This is a genomic window from Sphingobacterium sp. lm-10 (assembly GCF_023554555.1).
GTDB lineage: Bacteria > Bacteroidota > Bacteroidia > Sphingobacteriales > Sphingobacteriaceae > Sphingobacterium.
In genome coordinates this window covers 1469012-1481836 of the sequence record NZ_JAMJWC010000001.1, presented here as the reverse complement: position 1 = coordinate 1481836, position 12825 = coordinate 1469012, and the positions used below count along the sequence as shown (strand labels likewise).

9 protein-coding genes, 1 tRNA gene and 1 riboswitch are annotated in these 12825 nt (G+C 43.0%); of the genes, 4 read left to right on the top strand and 6 right to left on the bottom strand.

Annotated elements, in window-relative coordinates; genetic code table 11:
• Positions 1–3: 3 nt before the first annotated feature.
• The 5 genes from M8998_RS05860 to thiS are packed head-to-tail and all read right to left on the bottom strand — an operon-like array spanning position 4 to position 4061.
• On the bottom strand, positions 4–780 hold the full coding sequence (locus M8998_RS05860; RefSeq protein WP_249991291.1) for a thiazole synthase: 777 nt from the start codon (positions 778–780) through the stop codon (positions 4–6).
• Positions 777–1406, bottom strand: a complete 630-nt coding sequence (locus M8998_RS05855) for a thiamine phosphate synthase (protein WP_249991289.1) — start codon at positions 1404–1406, stop codon at positions 777–779. Before M8998_RS05855 ends, M8998_RS05860 begins: the two co-directional genes overlap by 4 nt.
• A gap of 2 nt (positions 1407–1408) precedes the next feature.
• Positions 1409–2011, bottom strand: coding sequence for a thiamine phosphate synthase (locus M8998_RS05850; protein WP_249991287.1), 603 nt, complete (start codon positions 2009–2011; stop codon positions 1409–1411).
• Positions 2008–3822: a phosphomethylpyrimidine synthase ThiC gene (gene thiC, locus M8998_RS05845; protein WP_249991285.1), complete on the bottom strand. Its 1815-nt coding sequence runs from the start codon at positions 3820–3822 to the stop codon at positions 2008–2010. The genes M8998_RS05850 and thiC overlap by 4 nt, the downstream gene beginning before the upstream one ends.
• 32 nt (positions 3823–3854) lie before the next feature.
• Positions 3855–4061: a sulfur carrier protein ThiS gene (thiS, locus tag M8998_RS05840; RefSeq protein ID WP_249991283.1), complete on the bottom strand. Its 207-nt coding sequence runs from the start codon at positions 4059–4061 to the stop codon at positions 3855–3857.
• 64 nt (positions 4062–4125) lie between these two features.
• A riboswitch (TPP riboswitch) is annotated at positions 4126–4224 on the bottom strand.
• Between the two features lie 114 nt (positions 4225–4338).
• Here thiS and M8998_RS05835 point away from each other — a divergent pair.
• The 4 genes from M8998_RS05835 to M8998_RS05820 all read left to right on the top strand — a co-directional run bounded on the left by M8998_RS05835 (position 4339) and on the right by M8998_RS05820 (position 11289).
• Complete coding sequence (locus tag M8998_RS05835) at positions 4339–6471, top strand: HD family phosphohydrolase (protein ID WP_249991281.1); 2133 nt, start codon at positions 4339–4341, stop codon at positions 6469–6471.
• Positions 6472–6563: 92 nt separating this feature from the next.
• Positions 6564–6650 (top strand) — tRNA-Ser (locus M8998_RS05830).
• A gap of 1080 nt (positions 6651–7730) precedes the next feature.
• Entirely contained in the window at positions 7731–8948 is a 1218-nt protein-coding gene (locus M8998_RS05825) for a glycoside hydrolase family 76 protein (protein WP_249991279.1), read from the top strand.
• A gap of 124 nt (positions 8949–9072) precedes the next feature.
• On the top strand, positions 9073–11289 hold the full coding sequence (locus M8998_RS05820) for a glycoside hydrolase family 95 protein (protein WP_249991269.1): 2217 nt from the start codon (positions 9073–9075) through the stop codon (positions 11287–11289).
• A 70-nt stretch (positions 11290–11359) separates the two neighbouring features.
• Here the strand turns inward: M8998_RS05820 and M8998_RS05815 are convergent, their stop codons facing one another.
• Entirely contained in the window at positions 11360–12799 is a 1440-nt protein-coding gene (locus M8998_RS05815; protein ID WP_249991267.1) for a SusD/RagB family nutrient-binding outer membrane lipoprotein, read from the bottom strand.
• Positions 12800–12825 lie beyond the last annotated feature (26 nt).

Here is a 12825-nt window from a genome sequence, read left to right as displayed (position 1 = left end):
AGTTTAATCGGTGAGAAAAGAAGTAAGCGGACTGGATGCAGATGCCACACCGTGCATACTTTGCGCGCCCAAACCTGCCTCGTAAGCTTTGCGACCGGCGATAACCGCTTCTTTGAATGCTTCTGCCATGCGTACCGGATCTTGCGCTGCCGCAATGGCGGTATTCACCAAAACAGCATCGGCACCGATTTCCATCGCCTTGGCGGCGTCGGAAGGACGGCCGATTCCGGCATCAACAACGACAGGAACCTGACTTTGTTCGATGATTATTTCTAGAAAATCAATCGTCCGAAGTCCTTTATTCGTGCCGATAGGCGCGCCCAAAGGCATCACCACCGCTGTACCGACTTCTTCCAATCGCTTACATAATACCGGGTCGGCATGAATGTAAGGCATTACGACAAATCCTACTTTTGCCAATTCTTCGGTGGCGGCTAGCGTTTCTATAGGATCGGGAAGGAGATAACGCGGGTCGGGGTGGATCTCCAGTTTTATCCAATTTGTTTCTAAGGCTTCTCGCGCCAGCATAGCGGCCAGCACGGCTTCTTTGGCATTTCTAGCACCAGATGTATTCGGCAATAAATGAAGTTGAGGGAGATCCAGCGCCGTCAGCAGTTGATCGGACTCCGCCAAGTGATCTACCCGTTTTAGCGCCATGGTCACCAATTCGGTAGAGGAGGCTATCATGGCTTCCCGCATGCGGTGTAAATCACCAAACTTGCCCGTTCCTAAAAACAGGCGGGAATTAAAATGTCTATCTGCAATCTTTAAATCTTTCATTGTAGTATTGATTTAATGGATGTGATTTGTCGAGGCTGTTCTGTGAGCAAGGTAGATACGGCGATACCATGTATACCTATCTGTTGCAATGTCGGAATATCTTCTAGCCGAATCCCTCCGATGGCATAAATGGGAGGAGCGGGTCGATCTAACTGTTGCAGGTAAGTCATGATCTCTGTAAATCCTTCCAGTCCCAAAATCGGGCTAAGCTGTTTTTTTGTGGTGGTGTATCGCCAGGGGCCCAAACCAATGTAGTCGCAACGCTCCTCCATTCGTTGAAGGATATCTGCTGCGGTATTGGCTGTTCCGCCAATAATTTTATTTGTGCCAAGCAGCGCTCTGGCATCCGATACTGGCATGTCCGTGAGTCCGAGGTGCACGCCGTCTGCATCGATGGCGCGTGCGGTGTCCACATGATCGTTGAGCAGGCATAGCGCTTGGTAAGAAGCGCAGTGTTTTTTGATCGAGGTGCAAAAATCCCGAAATGCCGTATCTTTTGGTTGCTTCCACCGGATCTGAATCCAGTCTGCACCAGCATCAAGCGCCAGCCTAATATTACGTGATTGGATGGCTAAGGTATCTCCTTGTGAGATGTATTGTATTTTTGGATATTCTGATGGTGTCATTATTATCTTACTATGTTTGTATTTGCCACGGCATCGCGACAATCCCGAAATGCCTTCATCGGATCGTTACTTTCCCAAATAGCGCCGAGTAAGGCTACGCCATCTACTTTGGTGGATAGCGTATACTCAATGTTTGTCACATCAATACCTCCTAAAGCGATGAGTTTAACGGCATTATTATTCCTTTCTGCGAGTTGGCTCGATATCGTCGATGCTAAACCATAATCTGGTTTGGATATGCTCGGGAAGAACGGGCTTAAGAAGGCATAGCGCCAGGTTTCTTCTAGCTCGTTGAACGTGTGTATATCATGCACTGAACTGGAAAATTGTACGCCTTCTTGCTGTGGTATTTTCTGTAATTGTAATCGATCCCTTTCAGAATAGTGAATCTGTCTAATATCAAACTCTTGTATAAGTTCATGCTGCGCATGCAATACCAATTTCGGATGATACACCTCGGGTATGCTTCGTACATATGTTGCGGTTTCTTTTGCTGTCCATTGATACTTACGGATATGCAGCCCATCAAGTCCTTCGTCCAATAAACGGACGACAGTGTCTAACTCCTGGTCTGCGGCATATTCCGGTGTAATCACTAGGATCATAAGTACAGCTGTTTTCCCTGATCAATAAATTCCTGCGATTTGTCGAACATGCCTTGTTCTGCGGTATCTCTAATCTCCTGTGTGATCTTCATCGAACAGAATTTTGGTCCGCACATCGAACAGAAGTGGGCTACTTTAGCACCATCTGCCGGTAATGTTTCATCATGAAACTCGCGGGCGGTATCCGGATCGAGCGATAAGTTGAATTGATCTTCCCAACGGAATTCAAAACGTGCCTTACTCAACGCATTGTCTCGGTATTGCGCACCGGGATGCCCTTTGGCCAAATCCGCAGCATGGGCTGCCAGTTTATATGTGATTACGCCGTCTTTGACGTCTTTTTTATTTGGCAAGCCTAAGTGTTCTTTTGGCGTTACATAACACAGCATCGCACAACCATACCAACCGATCATCGCCGCACCGATGGCGGAAGTAATATGATCGTAACCCGGTGCTATATCGGTGGTCAATGGGCCAAGCGTGTAAAATGGTGCCTCGTCGCACTCCGCCAGCTGCTTCTCCATGTTTTCTTTGATCAGGTGCATGGGCACGTGCCCTGGCCCTTCAACCATAACCTGTACATCATGCTTCCAGGCCACTTTCGTGAGCTCGCCTAAGGTTTCCAATTCAGCGAATTGGGCAGCATCATTAGCATCTGCAATAGCGCCAGGGCGCAAGCCATCACCGAGTGAAAAAGCGACGTCGTAGCGTTTCATAATTTCACAGATATCTTCAAAGTGGGTATATAGGAAGTTTTCCTGATGGTGAAATAAGCACCATTTGGCCATGATAGAACCGCCTCTGGATACGATTCCGGTCACGCGTTGTGCCGTGAGGTGTATATAACGCAGTAGTACACCTGCATGGATGGTAAAATACGAAACGCCCTGCTCGGCCTGCTCGATCAAGGTATCTCGGAAGATTTCCCAAGTGAGGTCTTCTGCCACGCCATTTACTTTTTCCAAAGCCTGATAGATAGGCACCGTACCAATAGGTACCGGTGAATTACGGATAATCCATTCGCGAGTTTCGTGTATGTTCTTGCCCGTGGAAAGATCCATGATCGTATCGGCACCCCAACGGCAGGCCCAAACTGCTTTTTCGACCTCTTCTTCGATACTAGATGTCACAGCGCTATTGCCAATATTGGCATTTATCTTGACCAAAAAATTTCTTCCAATGATCATCGGTTCACTTTCCGGATGGTTGATATTGTTAGGAATGATAGCCCGCCCGCAAGCAATTTCATGGCGTACAAATTCTGGTGTAATGTGTTTTTGTGGTGTATTGGCTCCGAAGCTATTTCCAACATGTTGATGATCCATGCGATTGGTTACCTCCTGCAGCTGCTCTATGCGTTGATTCTCACGAATCGCAACATACTCCATTTCTGGAGTGATGATCCCTTGCTTCGCATAATAGAGTTGCGACACATTGTGTCCGGGCTTTGCAGCGAGTGGTCGGTGACTATATTCAAACCGGAGCTCATCCAATTTTCTGTCGGCCAATCGGGTTTTGCCATAATCTGAACTGATCTCGTCTAGCATGTCGACATCTTGGCGATCCATAATCCAAGGAGCACGTAGTCGCGGTAAACCTTTTCTAATATCGATGGTCGCATTTTCGTCTGTGTAGGGTCCAGAGGTGTCATAGATAGTAACTGGTGGATTATACTCGATGCGGCCATTGCTCATCTTGGTCGGGCTAAGTGTGATTTCTCTCATAGCCACCTCGATGGGGAATAAATTGCCCTTGATGTATACTTTGTTGGACTTTGGAAAAGGAGAATTGGAAATCGTGTTCGTTGTCATTTTGTTGGCTTTTTTGGATATCATAAATGGGTTTAACCTCCCTGAGTAGCGGAGATAATTAGGATTTGATCTTGCTCTTGCAATGGTGTGTGAGCCCAGCGATCTTTGGGAATTACCTGCTGATTGATAGCCACCGCAATTCCTCTAGTCTTTCCTTGCATTTCAAGCGCAACCAGTGCGGCCAAATGCTGCGGAGATTCTTCAAAAAAACGAGCTTGTTGATTGATGTGTAGTGTCATTCCTTTGTGGATTTATGTAAATACATACACTTTAGGAATGACAGCTGTAGTGCGGAGGCACCGAAGATGACGATTCACTTTTCCCTACGCTGGTATGATCCAGATCAGGTTCAAAGGGTAAAATCTCAGCCTACAAACTACGTAGACACCCCTAAAGTACTTGGCTAATCTACGACAATAAAATGAAAGACCACGATTCTTTTCCTACTTTTGTAAGAAGGCCCTGCGGAAAAATCACTGATACCGTAGGCAACTATGCACTAGAACGAATCATCACGTGGCAAAATTAAAAATCAACTATAACAAAGAGAAGCTTCAGTATAATTCGCCGATATTGAAATACATCATGGTGGTAGTTACCATTCTATTGGTGTGCTTATTTATGCCTAAGCAGCCGAGGTTTCGTTACGATTACCAAAAAGGTAAGCCTTGGAATCACGAAAACCTCGTTTCTCCTTATGATTTTGCGATTCTGAAAACCCAGGAAGAGATGGATCGTGACAGGCAGCAGATTCTTAAGACGGTTCATCCTATTTATAACGTGAGCGAGGTTGTTAGCAAAGAGCAACTCGATCAATTCAATATCGACTTAGGCGAGAAATGGCAAACGGCACAATTAGATACATTGCCTTCACAAGATATAGAACGCTATCGCGGTGTAGGAACGGCTATTTTAGACTATGTATACAAGCGGGGTGTGATTTCGTTGAATAGTCGTTATCAATTGAAAGGCAATACTTCGGCGTCGGGGTCGGAGGCAGAATATAACTTTATACTCGTGGAGGAGAATGTGGCGCAACAGCGTAATACAGCGAACAGCTTCACGATAGAAGGGGCGTATACCTACATAGAACGGACTGTTGATCGAAATCGTTTCGTGCAGCAAAAGAAATGGTTAGCTGACTTGCTGAAAAATTACGTTGCTGTAAATCTTGTATTTAATGAAGGGCAGACCGAGAAAGCGGAGCAGGCAGCCTTATCAAATATTTCTACTACCCGCGGTATTGTACAGCGGGATGAGCTCATTGTCGAGCAAGGTAAGGTGATTAATAATGAAATCATTCAGAAGCTGGAATCCCTACGTCGTGTCTATGAGAATGAATCGCAGATGGGGGGTAAGCAAGGGTTGGTGCTCTTTGGCAATTTCCTGATGGTTTCGTTGATCATGATCTTGGTGATGATGTTTTTGTTCTTTTTTAGAAGGGATATTTACAATAATAATCGCTTGCTGATGATTATCTTTTTAGTGATCATCAGTATGTTGGGTGTCTTGAGTTGGGCGATAAAAATTAAGATCCCCAGCTTATATTATATCCCATATTGTATCGTGCCGATTATCTTCAGGATCTTATTTGATACGCGCGTAGCACTCAATATTCATCTATTGATGGTGCTTATGGCGGCACTCTTTGTGCCAAACAGTTTTGACTTCGTGTTTCTGCAGTTGGTAACGGGTATCGTGGCGATCTATAGTATTCGTACCATGGTGAAGCGAGAGCAATTTTTGTTGTCCAGTTTACTGATCCTGGCGTCTTATATCATATCATATACCGGTCTGGTGCTGACTAGAAATGGCACATTCGATAGTATTTATTGGAATGATATTTTACCGTTTGTGATTAGTGTCGGACTCACCCTGTTAGCTTATCCATTGATCTACGCATTTGAAAAGCTGTTTGGAATTGTATCGGATCTAACCTTGATGGAACTTACCAACAGTAATTCGAAGCTTTTGCGGGAGTTGTCTATCAGAGCGCCGGGTACTTTTCAGCACTCCTTGCAAGTGGCCAATCTGGCAGAAGCGGCTGTGTATCGGATAGGGGGAAACCCTTTACTGATCCGTGCCGGAGCATTGTATCATGATATCGGAAAAATGTCGAATCCGCTTTATTTTATCGAAAATCAGAAAACAGGTAACAATCCGCATGAGGAATTGACGCCAGAGCAAAGCGCGCAAATCATCATTTCTCACGTGCTTAAAGGGGTGGAGATTGCTCGGAAAAATCAACTGCCCGAAGTAGTCGTGGATTTTATACGTACGCATCATGGTACGACAAAAGTGGATTACTTCTACAACCTTTCCGTCAAGAATAACCCGGATAAGTTGGTCGATGAAGAACTTTTTCGATATCCTGGGCCTATTCCTTTCTCCAAGGAATCTGCCGTGTTGATGATTGCCGATTCTGTAGAGGCAGCATCTCGGGCAATGAAGGAATATACGGAACAGTCCATTAACAAATTGGTGGACAAGATTGTGGATCATAAATTGCTACAAAAGCAATTTATGAATGCAGACATCACGATGAAAGAGATTTCACAGGTAGCTGCGATTTTTAAATCCATGCTGAAAAGTATCTATCATATCCGGATAGATTACGATGTACTTAAAAAGAAATCTGCCGAAGATTAAAAGAACTTTTTGACTGTCAAACCATTGCATTTGCAAGTAAAAAATTGCTTTGCAGAATGAAAATTTTGCGTTATGTTTGCACTGTCAATAACGGAGAGGTGCCTGAGTGGCCGAAAGGAACAGTTTGCTAAACTGTCGTACTGGAAACGGTACCGCGGGTTCGAATCCCGCCCTCTCCGCAAAAATCCTTCATCGAAAGATGAGGGATTTTTTGCGTTTGGCGGGATTCGAACCCGCAGGGTTCGATCCGTAGAAGGTTCAAGGTTGTGTTGGGGGGTGCGGGGCTGAACCAATCCGTAGAAGGTTCAAGGTTGTGTTGGGGGGTGCGGGGCTGAACCAATTCGTAGAAGGTTCAAGGTTGTGTTGGGGGTTTGTGGGGCTGAACCAATTCGTAGAAGGTTCAAGGTTGTATTGGGGGTTTGTGGGGCTGAACCAATTCGTAGAAGGTTCAAGGTTGTATTGGGGGTTTGTGGGGCTGAACCAATTCGTAGAAGGTTCAAGGTTGTATTGGGGGTTTGTGGGGCTGAACCAATCTCGTTCTCTTCAGAAGCAAAAACATATTTAATTAATATCAAACATATAGAGCTTAATGTTTTATGAAAATCTGCTTTAGTCAATAAATCATCCCCAGAGTATACCACTAGGAATACTTGAAATTTAAAAGTCAATCAGCGGGAAAACCATTCGCTTAATATTGTCTTTAGAATTATACACAATCAAGAATATCGATATATTAGCACCCTCTACAATTAAGCGAATAAGTAACTAAAAAACCCTCTTAGAAATGGGTTTTATCTAAGAGGGCCGTCATTTAAACCCTATGGGTTACCTTTAAAAATGCTAAATAAATTTTAGCTGTAATTGTAGGTTGCTAATATATTAAATTTCCCTTATTTATCTTGATTGCAATAAAAAAATCCTCAATGCGCGTTTGAACATTGAGGATCAATAACTATTATAAAGAACTACTAAAACCTTATAATTATGATAAATATAGCATTTTTTTGCTATTATTTTATTGATTTTTTTAATTATTGCATATCTATAATTGAGGTATAAATCGTATTTATACCTGATTGTAGAAATTTTTGTATTCTCCATTTTAGCATCTCATTTTTCTAATGGTTAACCCATTTAGCGGATTAGAATTAGCGGATGATGTCAATTTATTAAAGTTATATTTACACTACTTTGTGAATTGTTTAAAAGCGAGGTTATTCGAAGAGCCAGCTTTATATTTTTATAAAATAACTAAAAAGATGAATAAAAATTGTAGAGACATAGTTTGGATGGGTATAGGCTTGTTTTTAGCCACAAACTTATTTGCACAAGCGCAAATGCCAACAGAAAATTCGTACTATGCGAAAGCAAGTGAGACTTTGACCAAGATAGAAGAGTTGTACGCCGTGCCTGATGGCAAGCAATTGTTAAGAGAGACTTATCCTTTTGATGACACTTATAGTGCTAGTTATCTGGGTGGAGGCGATAATGAAAACAAGACAAATCCGTATTCTTATTTATGGCCTTTTTCGGGAAGCTTATCGGCTTATGTAGCCTTACTAGAGCATTCTAATGATGAGGCAGTGAAAAAGCGTATAGATGACGTAGTGCTGCCAGGTTTGGAAAATTATTACGATACACGCAACCCATCGGGATATGCTTCTTATATCAATAGCGCTGCACCGTCGGATCGTTTCTATGATGATAATGTTTGGCTGGGCATCGATTTTACAGATTTATACCTACATACCAAGCAGCAAGTGTATCTAGACAAGGCACAAGAAATCTGGCGTTTCGTAGAAAGCGGGATGGACGATCAATTGGGTGGAGGCATTTATTGGTGTGAGCAAAAAAAAGAATCCAAAAATACCTGTTCTAATGCTCCAGCCGTTGTATACCTGCTAAAGTTATATGAAGCAACTCAATCTAAATCCTACCTAGAACAAGCGATCCGTCTTTATGGTTGGACGAAAGATAACTTACAGGATCCTCAGGATCAGCTTTACTGGGATAATATCAATCTTGCGGGAAAGGTGCAAAAAGCAAAATACCCTTATAACACCGGGCAAATGATTCAAGCGGGTGCATTATTGTATAAAATCACCAAAAAGAAAGAATACTTACAGGATGCACAAGCTTCTGCTAAGTCTGGTATGGAATTTTTCTTTTCAGAAGAAACTCCTGCAGGCTATCCGCCGCTCAAGAGAAGTGATAACTGGTTTATCGCGGTCATGTTGCGTGGTTATGTGGAGCTATTCCACCAAGATCAAAATAGGCAATATATAAATGCGTTCAGTGCTAACATGGATCACGCTTGGACTGCTATGCGAGATAGTGACGGCCTATTTAGCAAAGAATGGACGGGAAAAACTAGCAATAATGATAAGAAATGGCTGTTAGACCAGCTGGCAATAGCCGAAATGTATGCCCGTTTAGCAGCCGTGGGAAGCTTGCAGAATCTCTTTTTGATAAAGTAATAGCCTTTGTCTCTAACAATATAACTTATTTATTATAATCGGTTGAAGGATTGCAAAAACCATCTTCCTTTAGTGGAAATTCTTTAATGCAAAATTCACTATATTGGTTATAAAATCTTTACTTATGAAATATAGCTACCTGCTAATCACCTTTTTTATTGCCTTTAGTGTTAAAGCTCAAAGCTCTCTTGATCTTACTTACAACAAACCTGCATTCAACTGGATGACCGAGGCATTACCAATTGGTAATGGCGAATTGGGCGCAATGTTTTTCGGAGGTATTCACCAGGAAGAAATACAGTTTAATGAAAAGTCGTTTTGGAGTGGTGATCAGGAAGTCAGAGGAGCCTATCAACATTTTGGTCGGTTATTGTTCAATTTCGATTCTACCTCAAACAATATTGAAAATTATGTTCGATCGCTTTCGCTGGATAGTGCGGTAGGAACAGTGAGTTACATTAACGATGGTATTCGCTACAAAAGAGAATATTTTGCTAGTAATCCAGACCAAGCTATCATCATCCGCATATCTGCCGAAAATAGGCAAAATGCTGTTTCCTTCGCTTTAGCACTGGAAGATTCGGATGGGCATTTGGCTTCTATAACAGCAAATGAGCTCTGCTTTTCAGGGAATAAGGATTTAATAAGCTATGCTGCTCGTGTGAATGTCATCTCCGATGGAGGGCGTGTAGTGCCAGCTAATGATAGGATCGAAGTTCGGGAAGCGAATGCTGTAACCATCATTTTAACCGCCGGTACCAACTATGATAGTGCTTCGCTATCTTACACTTCTTCCTCGCTGTCTGAGCTCGAACAAAAAATGGAACAACGGATCTCGAATGCTCAGAACATCGCTTACAAGACATTAAAACAAAGGCATGTGAACGATTACAAATCACTTTTTGATCGTGTTAATTTCTCTTTAGAGGGAGCTTCCGATGCAAAATCCACTTACGAGCTTTTGAAGACGCCCGATGATCCCTACCTACATATGTTGTACTATCAATATGGGCGATATTTAATGATTAGTTCGTCTCGTGGCATGTCTTTACCCAATAATTTGCAAGGATTGTGGAACAATAGCAACAATCCGCCATGGGAATCTGATATTCATACGAACATCAATATTCAAATGAATTATTGGCCTGCCGAACAGACTAATCTATCGATCTGTCATAAGCCATTTCTGGATTATATTTATAATGAAGCATTGAAGGTTGGCGGCAATTGGCAAAAGCAGGCTAAAGACATCGACGCACGGGGTTGGACATTAAATACACAAAGTAATATTTTCGGACATACGGACTGGAATGCAAATCGTCCTGCAAATGCGTGGTATTGCATGCATCTCTGGGATCACTACCTGTATACAAACGATCTTGATTATTTAGAAAAACAGGCTTTGCCAGTCATGATAGCATCGTGTGAGTTTTGGTTTGATAGACTGATAGAAGGTCCGGACGGGAAGTTAATTGCTCCGGATGAATGGTCTCCAGAACATGGTGAATGGGAGGATGGTGTCGCTTATGCACAGCAGTTAATTTGGAGTTTATTTACCAATACGAAGGATGCCTGCGATGTATTAAACATCAAAAATAGATTTACAGATAGTTTATCTGAAAAATTATCTCGGTTAGACGATGGGGTTGCAATCGGAGAGTGGGGACAGATTCGTGAATGGCGCGTGCAGGCCGAACGCCTAGAGAATGATCATCGGCATCTATCGCATTTAATAGGATTGTATCCTGGTAAACAGATATCACGTTTGAAGAACATGGAGTATGCAGCTGCAGCTAAAAAGTCGTTAATAGGTCGGGGAGATAAAGGAACCGGTTGGAGCAGGGCGTGGAAGATTGCCTGTTGGGCGAGATTATTCGATGGAGAAAAGTCCTATCAATTGTTATTAGCAGCGCTAAATCATACGACGCATACCGAATTGAGTATGGATGGTGAACATGGCGGGGTTTATGCGAATCTTTTTTGTGCGCATCCACCATTTCAAATAGATGGAAATTTTGGGGCTACGGCGGCGATTACCGAAATGCTTTTGCAAAGTCAGCATGATGAGATTCATCTTCTGCCCGCATTACCTGGTGCTTGGACTCATGGAAGTATTAGTGGGTTAAAGGCTGTGGGGAATTATACGGTAAGCTTGGAGTGGAAAGAAGGGGGTATAAAAAGTGGATCTATACATGCAGAGTCATCCAGACCTTGTCGTATTCGCAGCGCTACTCCAATTTTATTTCAATCGGACGATGTCGTTTACTCATTTTCGGAAGGATACCATGTCTATGAGTTTGGAGCTGTAGAGGGCACAACGTATCATTTTAACAGATCGTAAGGTTAGAATTGTCTAAAAAAAAGAAGTTCCCGCCAATTGGCGAGAACTTCTTTAACTATGATCACTCAGCTTATGGTTGATCCCACCACACTCTGGAATCTTGATTGTTTCCTCCTGGAAGTAAGGCAATAGCTGCAGCGGCACTTTCTGGATTGGATAGCAACTCTGCATCCGTGTAAACATATCGGCGAGGGATAAGTCCCGACGGCGTTAATGGAGCCGGAGAAGGTGTCAAAGTTGGGTGCCCAGACTTCCGCCAGATGTTCCATGCTTGTGCGCCATCAGGATAGCTCGCGATGAAGCGCTGTATCGATATTTGTCGTTGGTTTGTTCCGACCGCTGTCAAAGCAACATTTGCATTACTCAAATAGCTAGCAGCGTTATATGTTGCGCCCCATTGTTCAAATGATAAACTAATGCCTTGAGGATAAAGCGTGGCAACACTTTCTGTAGTCCAACCTAAGTCTGCCGCTTCTGCTCTTGCTAACGTAGTCTGCGCTGCGGTTATTAGGAAAACAGGTGAAGTATCCATACGCTTATCGCCTCGCAGAATTCTCGCCCACGTTGGATTTGCTTCTGTAAAAGCTAAAGTAGCAGGTCGTTCCAAACCATAAGGCACTCCCGTACTTGAGGACGTGGTTGCTCCAGCTCCAGAAGCATTACTCGCTCCTCCGTATATACTTTGTCTGTTATCATCCAGCGACTTCAGTAAATCTGTCATGGTAGCACTAACAGAATAATCTGATCGTGTCAAGTACGTAGCAAAGTACGCGCTTTGATAGTTGCCACCTGGATACACTAGTCTAAAGTTTTGTGCATTGGTGGTAATAATGCCTCCGGTTGCTGCTAACGCCTCTTGAAAAGCTTGAGCAGCAAAACCGTTTGCCGCAGGCACCTTTTTAGATAATTGAATGGCGGCCAACAGTTTTATTGAATTTGCGGTGCGTCTCCAACTATCGATGTTGCCAGAGTAGATAATATCACCTGCTATCGGACTGTTGTCGAAAGATACAATCGCCTCTCCTAATTTTTGAAATATTCCTCGATAAATGTCTTCTTGTCTATCGTACTTAGGTAATAGTGTACCAGTTCCTCTCAATGCTTCCGAATAAGGGACATCGCCCCACATATTCGTAACAAATAGAAAGATGTATTGCTGTAAAATGGTCGCTATGGCCGATAGATTAGCATTTCCGCTATTATCGATGATGTTCTGTAGATCGTTTAGATGACCGGAATAATAGCCTGTAAAAGCCAGTTGTGGGGCAGAGTACCGGGAAGTCTCGGTGTACTGTGTTTCGGAAAAATATTGAGCGTATAGCCCACTCCGCAAATCATAGGCATAACTACCTCCCAAGCCTGCTTGCACATTGGTAAGCAGTGCACTGTATACTGGAGTTGTTACTGCTCCAGGATTTACATTCGTATCTCCAAAATCACTTAGTGAGTCACAAGAAGATAGACTACTAAGTAAAAATGCTGACAATATAACTTTATGTATGTTTTTCATGTGTTTCATTTCTATATTTTCAACTT

Excerpts from the sequence above, each read along its gene's own strand:
- M8998_RS05860 (WP_249991291.1), bottom strand. The coding sequence starts at position 780 with ATGAAAGATTTAAAGATTGCAGATAGACATTTTAATTCCCGCCTGTTT.
- M8998_RS05855 (WP_249991289.1), bottom strand. The coding sequence starts at position 1,406 with ATGACACCATCAGAATATCCAAAAATACAATACATCTCACAAGGAGAT.
- M8998_RS05850 (WP_249991287.1), bottom strand. The coding sequence starts at position 2,011 with ATGATCCTAGTGATTACACCGGAATATGCCGCAGACCAGGAGTTAGAC.
- thiC (WP_249991285.1), bottom strand. The coding sequence starts at position 3,822 with ATGACAACGAACACGATTTCCAATTCTCCTTTTCCAAAGTCCAACAAA.
- thiS (WP_249991283.1), bottom strand. The coding sequence starts at position 4,061 with ATGACACTACACATCAATCAACAAGCTCGTTTTTTTGAAGAATCTCCG.
- M8998_RS05825 (WP_249991279.1), top strand. The coding sequence starts at position 7,731 with ATGAATAAAAATTGTAGAGACATAGTTTGGATGGGTATAGGCTTGTTT.
- M8998_RS05820 (WP_249991269.1), top strand. The coding sequence starts at position 9,073 with ATGAAATATAGCTACCTGCTAATCACCTTTTTTATTGCCTTTAGTGTT.
- M8998_RS05815 (WP_249991267.1), bottom strand. The coding sequence starts at position 12,799 with ATGAAAAACATACATAAAGTTATATTGTCAGCATTTTTACTTAGTAGT.